This window comes from Pseudomonas marginalis (genome assembly GCF_001645105.1).
Classification (GTDB): Bacteria; Pseudomonadota; Gammaproteobacteria; order Pseudomonadales; family Pseudomonadaceae; genus Aquipseudomonas; species Aquipseudomonas petroselini.
Map to the genome: position 1 here is coordinate 31,035 of NZ_LKEG01000055.1, position 18,635 is coordinate 49,669.

An 18,635-nucleotide genomic window follows, 5' to 3' on the forward strand; every position below is an offset into this window, starting at 1 on the left:
GGCTGGGGTGCTTGCTTCTAACCTGATGGCCTGCGCCACTCACGAAGCCCGCCCCTGAATGATAGTCCGCCCCAAACCCAACCTGCTGGGCATCCTGTTTTCCCTCAAGGGCTCGATTGCCAAGCGCATCGCCCTGCGCAGCCTGCTGGTCACCTTGCTGGCCTCGGTGATCGTGCTGGTGGAAACCCTGCACCCGGCGTATTTCTCCAAGGTCAATGCCACGCCGTTCACGTTGCTGGGGTTGTCGCTGTCGATCTTCATGAGCTTTCGCAATAACGCCTGCTATGACCGCTGGTGGGAAGGTCGCAAGCAACTGGGGCAGATGATCATCGATGTGCGCTCGTTGATTCGCGAAACCCAGGTGCTCAGTGACCCGGCCGAACGTGCGGGGTTGCTGCGCAGCCTGTGTGGCTTCGCCCATGGCCTGATCGCGCGGTTGCGCCATGAGGATGAAGCCCAGGCGATACAGCCTTGGAGCACGTTCCAGCCGCACCACCCCAACCTCCCCGACCATGTCCTGCAACAGGTGGGTGCCCGGTTTTCCGCGTTGGCCGCGCAAGGTGCGATCAGTGAATGGCGCTACACCCAGCTGGAAGCGCGACTGGTCAGCCTCAGTCAGGTGCAGGCGTCCTGCGAGCGGATCAAAAGCACGCCACTGCCCTTCCCCTACACCCTGCTGCTGCATCGCACCATTTACCTGTTCTGCATCCTGCTGCCATTCGCCATGGCTGAGCCGCTGGGCTGGTTGACGCCGGTGTTCACCGCCATCGTCAGCTACACGTTTTTCGGGCTGGATGAAATCGGCGATGACCTTGAGGACCCGTTCGGCTTTGATGAGAACGACCTGCCCTGCAATGCCATCCTGCGCACCCTTGAGCGCGAAGTACTCGCGGCCCTCGGTGAAACCGAACTGCCGCCGACGCTGGAACCGGTGGAATACGTGCTCACCTGAGAGGGGTTTGACACTCGCCGTGGTCTGACCGAAGCTGGTGGCTTTGTATTAGCTGCCTTAGCTTTCGGACGCCTGCATGTCAAAGTCACGCCGTTACTCCATCATCGGCCTGTGCGCCCTGTTGTTGATTGTGCTGTTCACTTGGTATTTCTCTCGGTCCACCCCAGTGGCCGTGCCTCCCGCCATTGCCCACGGTTACGCCAAAGCCTTGAAACAGGCGCATAACGGCGAGCCTGGGGCGGCGCGCGTGCTGTATCAGCAGTTAGGCCGCCCAGACCTGACGCCCGAGCGCCGGGTGGCGCTGCATGCCGAGCTGCCCAACTACCCCAGCCCCCAAGCCTTGAAGCTGGCCGACAAAGACTTGAGCAGCGACTCACCCCAGGTACGCGAGGCCGCCATCCACAGTATTGTCGGCCTGGTGCCGACCGGTCAGCGCACACTGTTGCTCGGCCCGGTGCTGGATGATCCTGAACAGGAAGTACGGTTTGCCGCCGCCAATGCATTGCTGGGCTTGTCGCCCGACACCTTGGGCCTGTATTTCGGGCCCTTGCAGCAAGTGCTGGATGAGTTCGTGAAAAAGCTCAAGGCCCAGCCCGAAACCGCCGAAGGCTGGATTCAGCTGGCGCGTCTCTACATCCACAGCGCCCTGTTGCCGGACGCGCAACATGCGCTTGAGCAGGCCATGCGCTTGCAACCGGACAACCTGCAAGCCGTGGTAGCGCAGATTGAACTCCTGGACAAACAGGGCAAGTCCGAAGAGTCCCGCCAATTGCTGGCGCGCCAACTGGCGGCGCACCCTGAATCAGCCTACCTGCAACACGCCCTTGGCCTGTGGCTGTTGCACCATGGCGAACGCCCTTACGCACTGCTGGGCCTGTCGAAAGCGGTGGAGCTGGAGCCGGACAATCAGGACTACCGCTACGACCTGGCCACCACCCTGCACGCCCAGCAGGAATTGGAAGCGGCCCAGCGCCAGTTGGAAGAAATCATCCAGCGCCACCCGGCCAACCGCAAAGCGCGGGTGCTGCTGGTCAATTACTGGAAGGAAAGCGGCCAGTTGCAAAATGTCCAAGTGCTGCTCGCGCAACTTGAGCAACAGAACCCGGACGACCCGGCACTGCAGCAGGGCTTATAGCGTGGTCACCATTTTTGTAAAACTGGCCTCGCGCTCATTTCCCCAGTAAAAGGTTGAACCGCCGCAAAGCGCTACGGTCAAGAGAATATGGCGCGGCCACATGGCCGCGCATCCTCTACTCGTATGTGACCTGAGGGAACTTCTTGTCTACATCCAAAGCGCAACTATCCGAAAAAGCGGCCATTGGCATTGAAGGTCTCGATGACATTCTTGCCGGTGGACTCTCGCGCAGCCACCTGTTCCTGCTGGAAGGTGAGCCCGGTACCGGTAAAACCACGGTCGCCCTGCATTTCCTGCAGGCGGGGGCGAAAAGCGGCGAGCGATCGCTGTACATCACCCTATCGGAAACCGAGCGCGAGTTGCGTCACGGTGCCAAGTCTCACGGTTGGGACCTGGATGACAACATTCATATCTTCGAACTGACGCCGCCGGAAAGCCTGCTCAACGCCGACCACCAGCAAAGCCTGCTGTACTCCTCCGACCTGGAACTGGGCGAGGCCACCCGGCAGATCTTCGAGGTGGTGGAACGGGTGAAGCCGACCCGCGTGGTCATCGACAGCCTTTCGGAAATCCGCCTGCTGGCGCAAAGCTCCCTGCGCTATCGTCGGCAGATCTTGGCGATCAAGCACTACTTTGTGCGTTACGACGCTACCGTCTTGTTACTGGACGACCTCACCACCGAATCCCTCGACAAGACCGTGCACAGCGTTGCGCATGGTGTCATCCGCCTGGAAGAGTTGACCCCCAACTACGGCGCCGAGCGCCGCCGGGTGCGTGTGGTGAAGTACCGCGGCCAGAAATACCGGGGCGGCTTTCATGACTTCACCATCATGCAGGATGGCGTCCATGTGTTCCCACGCCTGGTGGCCGCCGAGCATCGCGGGGGCTATAAACGCGAGACCTTGAGCAGCGGCATTGCCGCGCTGGATGCGTTGATGGGCGGCGGGGTCGAGACCGGCTCCAGCAGCCTGATTCTCGGCCCGGCCGGTACCGGCAAGTCGCTGATCTCGATGATCTTCGCCGCCGCTGCCGTGGAGCGCGGCGAAAAAGCTGCACTGTTTATTTTCGATGAAGAGCTGGGGTTGTTGTTCGAACGCATGAAAAACATGGGTATCGACCTCGCCGCCCTGCAGGAAACCGGCAACTTGCTGATCGAACAGGTCGATGCCGCCGAGTTGTCGCCGGGCGAGTTCTCGCACCGGGTGCGGCGTTGCGTCGACGAACGCGGAATCAAAACCGTGGTCATCGACAGCATCAACGGCTATCAGGCGGCAATGCCCGAAGAAAATGCGCTGATCCTGCATATGCACGAACTGCTGCTGTACCTCAATCGCCGGGGCGCGGCGACCTTTATGACGGTCGCGCAACACGGGCTGGTCGGTGATATGCAGGCCCCCGTCGACATCACCTATCTGGCGGACACGGTGATCCTGCTGCGCTACTTCGAAGCCTTGGGCAAGGTGCGTCGAGCCATCTCGATCATCAAGAAACGCACCGGTGCCCATGAAGCCACGATTCGCGAATACCGAATCGGCAGCCAGGGCATGACCGTCGGCGAGCCCCTTGATAATTTCCAAGGCGTGTTGCGCGGCATACCGACCTACATGGGTGCAGGCTCCCCTTTGCTCAAGGATGAGGGGGTGTGACGGCGCTCTCTCCCGTCTCCGAGCGTGCGATCGTCCTTGCTCCCATGGGCCGTGACGGGTCGCTGGCGTTGATGATGCTCAACGAGGCTGGCTACGCCGGCGTCACTGTCGGCAGCCTGGTGCAACTGTGCGAAGCGCTGGAGCAAGGTGCAGGCTTACTGATCATTGCGGCTGAAGCCTTGCGCGGGGTTGATCTGGAACCCTTGCTGGAGTACTTGCATCAGCAGCCGGCCTGGTCGGATTTGCCCATTGTGCTGATGACCCATCACGGCGGCAGCGAACAGAATGGCTCATCCCACTTGAGCGGCTTGTTGGGCAACGTGACGTTTCTGGAGCGGCCGTTCCACCCTGTTACGTTGATCAGCCTGGTGAGTACCGCCCTGCGCGGTCGGCGCCGTCAGTACGAAGCACGTGACCGCCTGATTGACTTGAGCGAGAGCGAACTGCGCTTGCAGCGCACGCTGGAGACCCTTGAGCAGCAAGTCGAAGAACGTACGGCGCAATTGCGCAGCAATGAAGAAGCCTTGCGCCAATCGCAGAAAATGGAAGCCGTCGGCCAATTGACCGGCGGCATCGCCCACGACTTCAACAACATGCTCACCGGCATCATCGGCAGCCTGGAATTGCTGCGCAGGCGTGTATCCCGGGGCAAGTTGGACGATCTGGACAGTCTTATCGACCTCGGTGTGACCTCGGCCAACCGAGCGGCGGGCCTCACCCATCGACTCCTGGCGTTTTCCCGTCGCCAATCACTGGATTCAAAACCCGTGGGGATCAACCAACTGGTGTTCTCCATGGGCGAGTTGCTGCAGCGCAGCATCAACGAGAGCATTACGCTGGACATGCGCCTGAACGACCAGCTCTGGACCGCCGAAGCCGACCCGAACCAGTTGGAAAGCGCCCTGCTCAACCTGGTTATCAATGCGCGAGACGCGATGCCCGCTGGCGGCAAGCTCACGGTCGAGACCGCCAATCGCCATCTCGACAATGTGTTCACGGCGGCCTATGGCACCCTGAAACCCGGTGACTACGTGGAATTGAGCGTCAGCGACAACGGCTGTGGCATTCCGGAAAGCGTGATGGGCCGCGTGTTCGATCCGTTTTTCACCACCAAACCGATTGGCCAGGGCACCGGCCTGGGGTTGTCGATGATCTACGGGTTTGCGCGCCAATCCCATGGCCATGTGACGATCCACAGTGAAGTGGGAAAAGGCACCACGGTCAGCCTGTTTTTGCCACGGTTTGTCGGTGAAATGGCAACGCACGAAGCGGTGAACCCGACGTTATTGCCATTCGCCAACGCGGGTGAAACGGTGCTCATCGTCGAAGATGACCCCGCCGTGCGTGTATTGGTCAGTGCGGTACTCAAAGAACTGGGCTACGCCTTTGTCCAGGCTGGCGATGCCGATACGGCGCTGCCGATCATCGAATCCGAGCAGCGTATCGACTTGATGATCAGCGATGTTGGCTTGCCTGGCATGAACGGCCGACAGCTGGCGGAAATCGGCCGGCAGATCCGACCGGAACTCAAGGTGCTGTTCATTACCGGGTATGCCGAGCACGCCGCCGTACGGGGAGGTTTTCTGGACCCTGGCATGCAATTGATCACCAAGCCGTTTACCTTTGACCTGTTGACGGCGAAGGTCAGGGAGATGATTCAGGCGTGAGGTAGATACCGCAAAGTCCTGACATATTGAAGGGCTGGCAGGCAGGAACGGTTACGAAAGGGAGGGACACGAAGGTCTACACCGCAGTGCGTGAAATGTCACTGCGAACGGCCTGAAAATAACCTTGCGAGCCCCTCCCGCCATGATTTCTTCCCGCTACGTTGTCCCTCTGCATCAACCGCCCCTGAACACTGCCCCTGAAAAAGCACTAGCACGCCGGCCACGGTCCACGGAGCCTGCGAGCGATCCGGTGATCCCGCCCGAAGCACATGCACAAGCGAAAGGCGACAGCCGCCTGGCCGGGCTTGTCGCGCAAACCCTGCGTTCAGCGGCCAATACCGGACGGCTGGAGGACATCGACAACATCCCTCCCGATTCTGCCTTCGGTCAATGGTGGTCACACCTGCACTCGTTGATGAAGAGCCCGTACTTCGTCGATTGGGCGACCAAACAGGGCATTGACCTGACGAAAGCGATTGAGATCAACCCCAGGGAAAATCTCATCGGTGCCATGGTCGCTGGACAGCGCAAAACATTTTCGGGGTTCCAGTTCGGCCATCTCTGGACCTCGATGATGGCGCCGATCATGCAAGCGGCCAAAGCGCTGACCTCTGGCTCCTCCTATATCTACAGCCCTAACAGCAGCACGTCCGCACCTTACCGAGCAGTCGCCGACTTTTATGGCGAAGCCCTCATCGCACAAACCCGAGAATCCGCCTCGGCTCGCGCAGCAGCACTCGAACACACCAACGCCTTCGAGGCCAAATGGCTTTCGCCTGGGCGAGCCGAAGAGGTCCTGCAACGCGAACAGGCCAAGCTGGCCAATGCCCACGATCAGCGATCACTCGCCACCGCACTGCTGCCGATCGTGCAGGAGGTCGACGCGTTATCCGAAACACTGATGCGCCGCACGAAGCTCGACCCCCTTGATCGTTTGTACATGCCTGCAGAGCGTGTGCCAGCCCTGCTTGAGCAACTCATCCGCCGTGAATTGAGCAGCGTCAACATCACGCTTTCTCCCGACCCGACTCTGCGACCACCGCAGGAAGGTAACACCGTCAGCCTCGAAAAATACCTCACCGATATCGGCTGGGACGTGCCCACGAGCCGTGATGAATTGTTCAATCTGGGTCGAGCGCTGTACGCCCCGCCATTGTCCCAGCTCCCCCAGGGAAACTTCGGCGGTGCGCTGTCCTGGCCTACTCCACTGAGTGATGACAGCCGCCGCGACATGAGCGACGCCCTGAGCCAAAACACCCTGGGTCTCGATGATCTGCACAGTTATGACGAGGGCAAAGGCGTCCTGGGGTACCTGACACGTAACCTGCAGTTCGAGCCGTACGAGCTGCAGGACCCCGCGCGGTTTATTCAAAACCTTCTGAGTACACGCAAGGCCCAGGTGTTAGGGCAGGCGCTGCAAGAAAAGTTTAACGGCATATCGACCCCAGACAGCGTTAACGACTGGACCCTGGGTGCACTCGGCGCCACCCTTGATAAGGCGTCCGAATCGGGGAACACATCGGTCCCAGTCAGAACTGGCGTTGCCGGCTTTGATTTGGCGCGTTCCGCACACTGGGGCATGCCGTCTTCAACAGTGGTTACCGCGTTGACCAGGCACCTATTTGTTACAGGACGTACCAGCCTTGAATTAGCGCCCATCGCGGCCCACCTGTTGCTGTCACGCCGGGCGCCTGAGTTTTTGGTCAAGGATATTCCTGGCAACGTGACCTACGGCTCTCATTCCTGGGTGAGCTTCAGCACCGCAGTGGCGCGCCTTGAGAGCCAGGCACCCGGCTCGACCGCACGCATGAACTACGCACACGTCATGCAGCGAGCCGATGTGGCCCCCGTCACCGCACAAGAACGGTACGTGGAGCGGACGGCGCAACAGGACGCGCTCAAAGATTGGGGGGTCGCCAACGGTGTCATTGCGCCAAACGCAGAGGATCACTACACCGACGATGAGATGAGTCGCCTCTTTAGCCAATTCAATGCTCAGGTCTCAGCCCTGAGAGAAGCATCGCAGGCCTATTCGACGCCGATGCCCGTACGCAAGGAGATGGCGCTCGAAGAACTCCAGCGCGTGTACGGCGATAAGCTGCCGTTCGAGAAAAAATGCCTCACCCTCACCCCTCAAAACCGTGACTTTCCCGGTCCTTACTCAGTGCTGGATCTTTACCTGGATGGGAAAATAAACTCCCCTCACGGGGGCGATTGGTCGTCTTCAAGCGATGACATCAACATCCGTAGTATCCAGGGCAACGCCTACCAACTGCCCGACCTAAATGAGCGCTTCAAAACTGAACTTGCGCACTACTTTTCCTCGGCGCAAAGCGCGACGGGGACTCAAGTCAAACACCTCATTGCCACCCTCCCTATTGAAGATAGAAAAATCATTGAACGCGCAAAAATTACAACGCTTAGAGAGTGCAGCGTCACTAAGGGCGCCTTCAGCGGGGAGCTTACTGAAACGGAAGTGCCCAATTGCCTGCTGGTAAAAGCGGAGCTGGCCGGTACCGTCAATGTCTATGAAATCAACTTGAACGAAAACCGCATTCGAAAACGCGATGAGCTGGAACAACACCCGCTGGCGCCTGAATACCGCGCTTGCGAACCCGGCGGGCGCAACATACTCCTGAAAAAAGTGACACCGTCAGGCCGTTATTCAGCGAACGTCACCGACGAGAAGAGTGACAGGGGCACGCCAAACAGCTTTGCGAGCGAGAAAACCCAGTACATTGCCGACGCCATGACACACGTGGTCGGCATCCAACAGCTGAAGGCCCAGGCAGAGGGGATGACGACGTTTGACACCGAGGTGCCCTTCTATAAGAAAGCCCGTGAGTTCATGCTGAATCTGATCCCTCTGCGCTCGGCGATTCAGAACTTTCAAGCCGGCAACATAGGTGACGGCATCGTTGACTTGACGTTCGATGCCTTTGGTTTTGTCTTGGGTCTACACGCCGCGGCCAAAGGCGCAAAGGCCTTACAGGCGGGCGCTTCCGCATTGAGCAAAGTCGCGCACGGCGGGAAAATCCTGGGGCGTGCCGCCATCGGCTCACTCAACCCCCTGGACGGTGCAGGCAACTTGCTCGTTTCGCTGGCCAACACCGGAAAAAAAGGTGCCGTGCGCACCTATCGCCTGCTGCAAGGTGCCAACAGCTATGACCTGATCCAAGCCAGCAAGCAATTCGATGCCAGTGCCATGGGGACCTTCAAGCTGCAAGGCAGCATCTTCGAAGGGCCGGCAGTCCTGAGCAAAGGCAAATGGTATGCCTTCGATGGTTTGAACGGGCGCCCATTCGGCAAAGCGCTGGACGATTTTCAGCCCTCTTTCCTATCAGGTGAGCCGCAGCTGGGTATATGGGCAACTCAGGTGACTGCAATGACACCTGAATCAATAGCGCTGCGTAAAGAGTGGCATGCAGTGGTTGAGCGGCATAAATACGGAGTTGATAAAGCCGATTTCAAGCAGGGTTATGACAAAGGTGACCCTAAGTCTGTCCCCGGTTACCGCCCGAATATGAAGTATGAGGAGGTCATGGAGCTGACCACCGAGACAGCGATGACAACGGTGCAGATCGGCACGCTGGTTCGCCAGCAAGAAAGACTGGCCATACAGCACGGCTTCAAGGGCGTCAGCCGGGTTTATGAATGCGTCAGCGAGGCCGGTGGGCACTTCACCCCTACGCCCCAGATCTTTTACCTCAGCCAGACCCGTCCACTTACCCGAGGCCAATGCGCAGCCATGTCCAGATCGATGGCAAATGCGATGGAACAAGGTACGGAGGCGACGTTTATCGGCAACATGTTCACCGCTGCCGCTAACCCGACCGACCCTGCGGCTCGGCAATTCATCCAGGAGCTGGCGACGATGCAAGCGCGACTGGAGGCTCCGACCTTATTTCATGCCGGCAAGCCACGCCGGCAAATGGGCTACAACGCCATAGTTGATGAGTTGGCTGACGCCAAAGGCCCAAAGACGCTGATGATCAGCAGCCTTGATCATGCGATGACGGCAGGCGTAGCGGGCGAAGGGCTGAATAAAAAGTTCTTTTTTTATGACCCCAACGTCGGCGTCGCGACATTTACCAACCCGGAAATGATGAAGCGCGCCCTGCACAAGGTATTCACCGATAAAAAACTGCCGGTTCAATACACGACCTGCAGCAAGGATCCCCACACGCTGGAGTTTGAAGTCAGCGTGTATGACAGCGCGTGGAAGCGAATGACCTCAGTCTCCGATAAGACCATCAAGGAGGTATCTGAAATGCCGCTCGTGACCACGTAGTCAGGGAGCGCTGTCAGGGATGGGCCAACCCCGCCCTGACAGAGGCGACCTTTACGCCAACAACCGCTGGATATGCTCTTGCAGCGTATCCAGATCAAACGGTTTGGCCAGGATCGGCGCATTGCGCGTGATCGGGCTGTTACAGTCGAGGATTTCCTGCGGGTAGCCGCTGATGAAGATCACTTTCAGTTCAGGCCGTAACATGATCGCAGGCTCGGCGATCTGCACCCCGGAAATTCCACCCGGCAGGCGGTAGTCGGTGACCATCAGGTCCAGGTGCGGCTTGGTCGCCAGGATTTCGAAGGCCTGCTCCCCATCGATCGCCTTCAACACCCGATAGCCCAGGCCGGCCAGGTACTCACCCAGCACAAACATAATGGATTCGTCGTCCTCGACGATCAGAACGACATCTTGCGCATCTTCACTCATGGGAAGCCTTTGTTCGGTCAATTGCTGCAATTACGACCATGGGGTCACGCAGAAGGTTGCGTCGAAATGACGATTGATTTCATGCCGACTGTTCAAGGGGCAGGCACACCCGAAACAGGGCGCCCTCGCCTATCTGGCTTTCGACCTCGATGGTGCCGCCATGGGCTGCAACGATCTGCTCGGAAATAAACAGTCCCAGGCCCAGGCCTGCCGCCACCTGACTGGCGGACACACGCTCGAACTGTTGGAAAATACGTTTCTGGTTGTCTTCGCTGATGCCGATCCCGTGGTCGCGCACTTCCACGCGAGCTTCGCCGTGTTCGCTGTACACGCGCACCTCCACCGGGCTCTTGGCCCCGTAGCGCAGGGCGTTGGTCAGCAGGTTCGTGACCACCTGCTCAATGCGGAACTCATCCCAGTTACCTTCCACAGGGCCGTCCACAATCAGCTGCATGGACGATTCCGCAGCCGCCACTTGCGGCGCGAAGTTCTCTACCAAGTTGCTCACCAACTGCGCCAGGTCGAAGCGCGCCGGGCGAATGGACAGCTTGCCGGTGCGAATGCGCGACACATCCAGCATGTCTTCGATGAGGCGGATCAGGCTCTGGATCTGCCGCTCATCGCGGTCGACCATCGCGTGCATCTTGTCGAGGGCGAACGCCGCGGCGTTGTCCCGCGCCAGGTGCATCTTGCGCAGTTGGGTCTCGAGAATCAGGCCATTCAGGGGCGTACGCACTTCGTGGGCGACGATCGACATGAAGTCGTCTCGCATACGTACCGCCTGTTCCAACTCGGCCTGGGTGGCCTGCAGGCGCGTGAGCAGCAGTTCCTGTTCGCGACGGCTGCGCTCCAGGGCTTCGACTTGTTGCTTCATCGCTTTGCTCTGGCGATACAGGTCGACGAACACGTTGACCTTGCTCTTCACCGCATGGATATCCAGCGGTTTATGCAGGAAGTCGACGGCGCCGCTTTCGTAGCCTTTGAAGGCGTAATTGAGTTCGCGGCCGGCGGCGCTGACGAACACAATCGGGATGTTCTTGGTTTTCTCGGTACCGCGCATCAATTCGGCCAGCTCGAACCCGTTCATGCCGGGCATCTGCACGTCGAGGATCGCCATGGCGAACTCGTGCTCCAGCAACAGGGACAAGGCCTCATCGGCGCTCAATGCCTTGAACACCTGGCGGTCCTCGCGCTTGATCAGCGCTTCGAGGGCCAGCAGGTTTTCCGGCAGATCGTCGACGATCAGCAGTTTGGCCTGGACAGTACTTAACATGGGGAATATTCCAGGGAAGCCAGCAATGAGCCAATGCGGCTCAACGTCAGAATGTGGTCGGGTGTGTGCAGCGCCAGCGCAGCCCGGGGCATGACGTCGACACGTGCTTCAGTGGGGTCTTGCACCACGGTGGTTCCACCCTGTCGCTTGACGTAGGCCAGGCCCCGGGCGCCATCGTGGTTAGCGCCAGTCAACAGGATGGCCATCAGGCCTTTGCCGTAGGCTTCGGCGGCGGACTCGAACAGGAAATCAATCGCGGGTCGCGAATGGTGCACGCGGTCTTCCTGGCTCAGCGACAAGCTGCGATCCTGCTCCACCGACAGGTGATAGCCGGGACCGGCAAAGTACAGGGTGCCCGGCTTGAGCGTTTCCTTGTCGCGCGCCTCCACCACCGGTATGGCGACGCGCCGGTCAAACACCTCGGCTAATTGGCTACGGCGCTCGTCCGGCAGGTGCAATACGGCGACGATAGGCAAGCCGAAATCTGCCGGCAATTGGCCAAATACTGTCAGCAACGCCTCTACGCCACCGGCGGATGCGCCGATGACGATAGCCTCTATACCCCGGACCTTTGCCGGGCTGGCAGCCGCTTGATTCATAGTTTTCGGTAGATCCGTTCCTGTTTGACCAAGGGTTCGAACTGCTTGCCGTACGCGGAGAAGTCCAGGGTTTCCTTGCTGCCCAGCACCAGGAAGCCGCGATGACACAGCGACTCATGAAACAAACCAAATGCGCGATCTTGCAATTTCTTATTGAAGTAAATCAATACGTTACGACATGAAATTAATTGAGTTTCTGAGAATACACTATCGGTCGCCAGGCTGTGGTCGGCGAAGGTGACATTCTCGCGCAACGTTTTATCGAAGATCGCGTAATCGTAGGCCGCTGTGTAGTAGTCGGCAAATGAACGTTGGCCGCCGGCCTGCTGATAGTTGGCGGTGTAGGCGCGGACGTTCTCCAGAGAAAAGATGCCCTGCTTGGCCTTGTCCAGCGACGCCGGGTTGATATCGGTGGCGTAGATGATCGTACGCTCCAGCAACCCCTCTTCGCGCAACAGGATGGCCATGGAGTACACCTCCTCGCCCGTGCTGCAGCCGGCGATCCAGATCTTGATCGACGGATAGGTCTTGAGCAGCGGCACCACCTCCTGGCGGATCGCCAGGAAGTGCGACGGGTCGCGAAACATCTCGCTCACCGGAATCGTCAAGAACTGCAGCAACTGCATGAACGCCGCCGGGTCGTGCAGCACGCGCTCCTGCAAGGCGGAAATCGTCGCGCAATCGAACTGGCGCAACGCATGAGCCACACGGCGCTTGACCGACGCCCCGGAGTAATCCCGGAAGTCATAGCTGTACTTGAGGTAAATCGCCTCGATCAACAGGCGCAGCTCAATGTCGCTGCTTTTTTCCAAAAAACTTCGCTCCACTTAAATGCGTTCCATCTTCGGTAGCCATACGCGAATGAGTGAGAACAGACGATCCAGATCAATCGGCTTGGCCAGGTAATCGTTGGAACCGGCCGCCAGGCAACGTTCCTGGTCGTCCTTCATGGCCTTGGCCGTCACCGCGATGATCGGCAGCTTTTTCCAGCGCGGGTCCTGGCGGATCAAGGCGGTGGCCTCGTAACCGTCCATTTCCGGCATCATCACGTCCATCAGCACCAGGTCGATATCGTCGACTTCATTGAGTTTGTCGATGGCTTCACGGCCGTTACGGCCGATCACCACCACCGCGCCCTTGTGCTCCAGGGCGCTGGTCAGGGCGAAGATGTTGCGCACATCATCGTCCACCAGCAGGATTTTTCGCCCTTCGAACACCTTGTCGCGGCTGCGGGCGGTCTTGAGCATCTTCTGGCGGTCATGGGACAGCTGGGATTCGACTTTGTGCAGAAAGAGTGTGACTTCGTCCAACAGGCGCTCCGGCGAGCGGGCGCCCTTGATGATGATCGAGCGCGAATACTTGCGCAGTTCGGCCTCTTCATCGCGGGTCAGGTTGCGCCCGGTGTAGACGATTACGGGCGGGAACGAACAGATGTCCTCGGTGGCCATGCGCTTGAGCAGCTCGTTGCCGAGCATGTCCGGCAACTTGAGGTCGATGATCATGCAGTCGTAGGCATTGGTACGCAGCAGGTCGAGGGCTTCCTGGGCAAAACCGACGGCGGTGATCTCGATGTCATCGTCGCCGATCAGGCGGGCAATACTGTCGCGCTGCAGGTCATCGTCTTCCACCAGCAGCACGCGCTTGACCTTCTGGGTCAGCTTGGCCTCCAGGCGCGCAAACACGTCCTTGAGCTCTTCGCGGGTTGTGGGTTTTACCGCATAGCCAATGGCGCCCATGTGCATGGCGGCTTCGACGCGGTCTTCCACGGAAATCACATGCACCGGGATATGGCGGGTGTTGGCGTGCTCTTTCAGGCGCTGCAGAACAGTGAGCCCGGAATGGTCGGGCAAGCGCATGTCCAACAGGATGGCGTCGGGAATGTACTCCTCGGCCAGGCTGTAGCCTTCGTCCGCCCCGTGGGCCACCAGGCAGTGGTAGCCCAGCTCATGGGCCAGGTCGAAGAGGATACGGGCGAAATTCGGCTCATCTTCCACCACCAGAATGCAGCGCGTGGTAAACGGGGTCTTGTCGCGGTCGTCGGCGAAGCGCGGAATCAGCTTGGCGTCGGCCACCGGCAACGGTGACACCTTGACGGGGACCGGTGCGGGTGCCATCACCACTTGGCGTGGCGGTTCGACAGGGGCGGCGTCTGCCTCGCGCTCGACATACTGCTCCGGCAACACCAGGGTAAAGATACTGCCCTTGCCTGGCTCGCTGGCCACACTGATGTAGCCGCCCAACAGCGCCGCCAGGTCGCGGGAAATCGACAGGCCCAGGCCGGTGCCGCCATAACGGCGATTGGTGGTGCCGTCGGCCTGGCGGAAGGCTTCGAAGATGCTTTCCTGCTGGTCCGGGGCAATGCCGATGCCGGAGTCGCGAACCGTGAAGGCAATGCCCTCCCCCGGTGCACGCGACACAGAGAGGCTTACGTCGCCCTGCTCGGTGAACTTGATCGCGTTGGACAGCAGGTTCTTGAGGATCTGTTCCAGGCGCTGGCGGTCGGTAAACAGCATGGTCGGCGAACCTTCCTGCACGTCCACTTGGAAGCCCAGCTTGCGATCGGCCGCCAGCGGTTCGAACATGCCGCGCAGGCCGTCTACCAGACGCGCCACACTGGAGTTTTCCGGGCGCACTTCGAGCTTGCCGGCTTCCACCTTGGAAATGTCCAGGATGTCGTTGATCAGGTTGAGCAAGTCATTGCCGGCGGAATAGATCGATTCGGCAAACTTGACCTGTTCGGCGCTGAGATTTTCCTGGGGGTTCTCGGCCAGCAACTTGGCCAGGATCAACGAACTGTTCAGCGGCGTGCGCAGCTCGTGGGACATGTTGGCGAGGAATTCGGATTTGTACTTGCTGGAGCGCTGCAACTCTTCGGCACGGTCTTCCAGCTCGAGCTGGGCCTGGTTGAGTTCGACGTTCTTGCGGTCCATGGCGTCGCGCTGCTCGGCCAGGGTCTGCGTCTGTTCGGCGAGTTGCTCGTTGGTCTGCTCAAGCTCCGCTTGCTGGGTTTCCAGGTGAGCCTGGGATTCCTTGAGGATGCGCGACTGTTCCTCCAGCTCTTCGTTGGCAGTCTTGAGTTCTTCCTGCTGCACTTGCAGCTCTTCGTTGAGCTGTTGGGTCTCGGCCAGCACTTCCTGCAGGCGCTGGCGATACCGGGCGGCCTCGATGGAGGTGCCGATATTGCCGGCGATCAGTTCCAGCAGCTCCTCGTCGCGTTCTTGCAGCGGCCGCAGGAAACCCAGCTCGAGCACGCCATTGACGCGATCATCATCGCTGGTGGGCATGACCAGCACACTGCGCGCAGCACCTTCGCCCAGGCCGGAGCTGACCTTGAAGTAGTCCACCGGCACATCGTCCAGGCGAATCAGGCGATCCAGCTGGGCCGCTTGGCCGACGATGCCTTCATCACTGTAGATCGCTTGCTCACGCTGTTCCTGCTCGCGGGAGAAACCGTAGGTGGCCACGCGCTTGAGGCCGCCGTGCTCTTCGCGCACATACAGCGCGGCGACGACCGAGCCCATGTATTGGGCAAAGAATTGCAGGATATTGCGGCCCAGCATGTTCAGGGTCAGTTGGCCGAGCACCTGTTCGGCCAATTCAGTCTGGCCATTGCGCAACCAAGCCTGTTGCTCCAGCCGCCGCGCGATCTTCTGTTGAGACGCGAGGTTTGCGCTGTAACTCTCTGACAGAGAAACCAAATTCTTGCGACCAATGTAAGCCAGAAAGCCACTCAAACCGAGTACAAAGGCCAGGTACAGGGTGACGCTGATCACGGTGGTGCGGGTGACTTCTTCATTGCGGGCGATGCGGAACTGCTGTTCCATCGCCACCGCATCGTCATATTCCTTGCGGATCTCATCGGTCAGGCGCTTGCCACGGCCGGCCTTGACCGCACTGCGGTAGTCGCCACTGCTGCGCTGCATATCAATCATCGACTGGGCGTAGTTGTTCCACTCGGCCTGCATGGCCTCCAGGCGTTTGAGACGGTCCACTTGCTGCGGGTTGTCCGCCACCAGTTCCTGCAAATTGCGCAGGTCGGCAATGATTCGCGGCTTGGCCACTTCGTAAGGGTCGAGGAAATGCTCGTCACCGGTGATCAGGAAGCCGCGCATGCCGGTTTCCAGGTCCACCGTCAGCTTGGACGACTCATTGAGGTTATTGATAACCCGGTCGGTGTGTTCCACCCACTGGATGACCGACAGCAGGTAGGTGATCAATACGACGAAAAATACGGCACTGAGCACGCCCACACCCAGGGCCAACGCCACGTTTCGGCTCAGTAGTGTACGGAAGCTCTTTTCATCGACGGACGAAGCGGGAGTCATGGGCATGCCTTGGCCAAAGGTGGAAAAACCGGGAGTTTGCCCCAAACGGGCGGGCAAGACTATTTTTCTAGAACGGGTTTGTACAGATTCCTACATGGGAACAGGCTATTCTCTATGGTCTTTTCTAACGCATTGTTTTTACGGCCTGCGGGAACTTGTCACGAGTGCGCGCTTACTCAAGGAAGAGGCCTGTCAGAACGGCCGCGTGTAAACCCTCGCCTTTTTTGGGAATTTCATATTATGTCCGCAGTCACTTCCACCATCCTTGTCGTTGAAGACGATGCCATCGTGCGCATGCTCATCGTCGATGTTCTGGAGGAGTTGGCGTTCAGTGTGCTGGAAGCTGCCGACGCGGCAGAAGCGCTGGCAATCGTGGAAAACACCGAACATGTCATCGACCTGATGATGACCGACGTCGGCCTGCCGGACATGGACGGGAAGGCGCTGGCCACCAAGGTGCGCGAACTGCGCCCTACCCTGCCTATCCTGTTCGCCAGCGGCTATGCGGAAAATATCGACGTGCCCGCCGGCATGCAGGTGATCGCCAAACCGTTTTCCATTGATCAATTGCGCGACAAGGTCAAATCGATGCTGCCCGCCGCCTGAGACCCCCTCTTGGCGTGTGCGCCGTCCCGCCAGGGCAACGATTTGCGCACAGATGGCGTTTGTTTGCAGGGATTAACGTGACGTTCGGCCAATAAACCGGTTAACTCGGCGGTTTAATCCCATGCCCTCAAAAAAGATCTCTGGAAGGACGCAACAACATGATTGGAAAACCGACGCGCCTGCTGTTGGCGAGCCTCTCGATATTCATGAGTACCGGCGCCTGGGCCGACTTCACCGCAACGCCCAGCGAAGCCCGGGCCATTGCCAAGGAAGCCTACCTGTATGGCTTCCCGGTGGTGGAGATGTACAAGACGCTCTACACCCAAGCCGTTGACAAGGGCGGTGCCAATTTCAAGGCGCCGATCAACCGTATCGGCCACTCCGCCCAGGTATTTACGCCCAAGGACACCGGGGTCGTCACACCGAACCCGGACACGCCCTACTCCTTCGTGTGGATGGACCTGCGCAGCGAACCGCTCGTACTGACCCTGCCCAAAATCGAAGACGACCGTTACTACTCGGTGCAGTTGATCGACCTTTACACGCAGAACTTTGCCTACCTGGGCACGCGCAGTACCGGTAACAACGGCGGCCACTACATGATCGCCGGCCCGGACTGGAAGGGCCAGCAACCGGTGGATGTGGACCGCGTGATCTACAGCGAAAGCAATATCGCCTACGCCCTGTACCGCACGCAGCTGTTTGATGAAAAAGACCTGAACAAGGTCAAGCAGATCCAGAGTGGCTACAAAGTGCAGTCGCTGAGCAGCTATGTGAAGCTCGCCGCGCCGGCCAAGGCGCCGAAAATCGAATGGCCGAAGCCGACGGCAACCATGAGCGACAGCCCACAATTGTTCCGCTACCTGAACTTCATGCTGGCGTTCGCCGCGCCCCAGGACAGTGAAAAAGACCTGCTGGCACGCTTTGCCAAGATCGGTGTCGCGCCAGGTGCACCGTTCAAGGTCAACCAGCTGACCGCCGAACAGCGCAAGGCCCTCGAAGACGGCATCGCTGATGGCAAGGCCGAGTTTGCCGCGTTCAAGAAAGACAAACTGGACACGCAACAAGTCCCCAGCGGGGAGCTGTTCGGTAGCCGCGACCACCTTAAAAACAACTACCTGTACCGCTATGCCGGTGCCGACACGGAGCTTTTCGGCAACTCCACCGACGAGGCGGCTTACTTGACTTACGTCGTCGACAGCGAGGGCAAACCGGCCAACGGCGCACGCCATAGCTACACCGTGCACTTCGCCAAAGACCAGTTACCGCCAGCCGACGCGTTCTGGTCGCTGACCATGTACGACGCCAAGACCAAGCTGCTGGTGCCCAACCACAAGAAACGCTACCTGATCAACTCGCGGATGCTCTCCAGCCTCAAGCGCGACGCGGATGGCGGCCTGACCCTGGCGCTGCAGCACCACGAGCCGCCAAAAGCGGAACAGAGCAACTGGTTGCCGGCCCCGCCGGGCCCGTTCTATGCGGTGTTGCGCATTTACCTGCCCAAGCCTGAGGTCGGTAGCGGTCAATGGAAGCTGCCTCCCCTGACCCCGCTCAAGTAACACCCCATGCCCGGTCGCAACAGCGTCAGGCCGGGCATGTCCTAATGCCAGTCAGTTAAGGGTGAGCGCAGTACCTGTGGCGAGGGAGCTTGCTCCCGCTGGGTCGCGAAGCGGCCCCAGCTCTTTGTTTCAAAAGACTGGGACTGCTGCGCA

Annotated in this window: 12 protein-coding genes; 7 read left to right on the top strand and 5 right to left on the bottom strand. The window is 59.4% G+C overall.

Features of this window, described 5'->3' with window-relative positions; all coding sequences use genetic code 11:
- Window positions 1-58: 58 nt before the first annotated feature.
- The 5 genes from AO064_RS26705 (at window position 59) to AO064_RS26725 (ending at window position 9,691) form a co-directional block, all read left to right on the top strand.
- Entirely contained in the window at window positions 59-952 is an 894-nt protein-coding gene (locus tag AO064_RS26705; RefSeq protein ID WP_064055123.1) for a bestrophin family protein, read from the top strand.
- Window positions 953-1,028: 76 nt separating this feature from the next.
- A complete protein-coding gene (locus AO064_RS26710) occupies window positions 1,029-2,087 on the top strand; it encodes a tetratricopeptide repeat protein (protein ID WP_012724205.1) in 1,059 nt (352 codons plus the stop codon).
- A 143-nt stretch (window positions 2,088-2,230) separates the two neighbouring features.
- Window positions 2,231-3,733, top strand: a complete 1,503-nt coding sequence (locus AO064_RS26715; protein ID WP_064055124.1) for an ATPase domain-containing protein — start codon at window positions 2,231-2,233, stop codon at window positions 3,731-3,733.
- Window positions 3,730-5,400 (top strand): ATP-binding protein, encoded by a 1,671-nt coding sequence (locus AO064_RS26720; protein ID WP_064055125.1) that lies wholly within the window; start codon window positions 3,730-3,732, stop codon window positions 5,398-5,400. The genes AO064_RS26715 and AO064_RS26720 overlap by 4 nt, the downstream gene beginning before the upstream one ends.
- 250 nt (window positions 5,401-5,650) lie before the next feature.
- A complete protein-coding gene (locus AO064_RS26725) occupies window positions 5,651-9,691 on the top strand; it encodes a hypothetical protein (RefSeq protein WP_064055126.1) in 4,041 nt (1,346 codons plus the stop codon).
- Between the two features lie 51 nt (window positions 9,692-9,742).
- Here AO064_RS26725 and AO064_RS26730 read toward each other — a convergent pair whose 3' ends face one another.
- The 5 genes from AO064_RS26730 to AO064_RS26750 form a co-directional block, all read right to left on the bottom strand.
- Window positions 9,743-10,120, bottom strand: a complete 378-nt coding sequence (locus AO064_RS26730; RefSeq protein ID WP_016974745.1) for a response regulator — start codon at window positions 10,118-10,120, stop codon at window positions 9,743-9,745.
- A 79-nt stretch (window positions 10,121-10,199) separates the two neighbouring features.
- A complete protein-coding gene (locus tag AO064_RS26735; protein ID WP_012724200.1) occupies window positions 10,200-11,393 on the bottom strand; it encodes a hybrid sensor histidine kinase/response regulator in 1,194 nt (397 codons plus the stop codon).
- Complete coding sequence (locus AO064_RS26740; protein ID WP_064055127.1) at window positions 11,387-11,992, bottom strand: chemotaxis protein CheB; 606 nt, start codon at window positions 11,990-11,992, stop codon at window positions 11,387-11,389. The genes AO064_RS26735 and AO064_RS26740 overlap by 7 nt, the downstream gene beginning before the upstream one ends.
- Entirely contained in the window at window positions 11,989-12,819 is an 831-nt protein-coding gene (locus tag AO064_RS26745; protein ID WP_012724198.1) for a CheR family methyltransferase, read from the bottom strand. The genes AO064_RS26740 and AO064_RS26745 overlap by 4 nt, the downstream gene beginning before the upstream one ends.
- Window positions 12,820-16,317 carry a response regulator gene (locus tag AO064_RS26750; protein ID WP_064055128.1) on the bottom strand — a complete coding sequence of 1,166 codons (3,498 nt, stop codon included), beginning with the start codon at window positions 16,315-16,317 and terminating at the stop codon, window positions 12,820-12,822. It lies immediately after the preceding gene.
- A gap of 240 nt (window positions 16,318-16,557) precedes the next feature.
- On the opposite strand from AO064_RS26750, the gene AO064_RS26755 reads away from it, so the two are divergent.
- Window positions 16,558-16,923 (top strand): response regulator, encoded by a 366-nt coding sequence (locus AO064_RS26755; RefSeq protein ID WP_064055129.1) that lies wholly within the window; start codon window positions 16,558-16,560, stop codon window positions 16,921-16,923.
- A gap of 158 nt (window positions 16,924-17,081) precedes the next feature.
- The gene (locus tag AO064_RS26760; protein WP_064055130.1) at window positions 17,082-18,482 is read left to right on the top strand and encodes a DUF1254 domain-containing protein; all 1,401 of its coding nucleotides are present in this window, start codon (window positions 17,082-17,084) and stop codon (window positions 18,480-18,482) included.
- The last annotated feature ends 153 nt before the right edge of the window (window positions 18,483-18,635 follow it).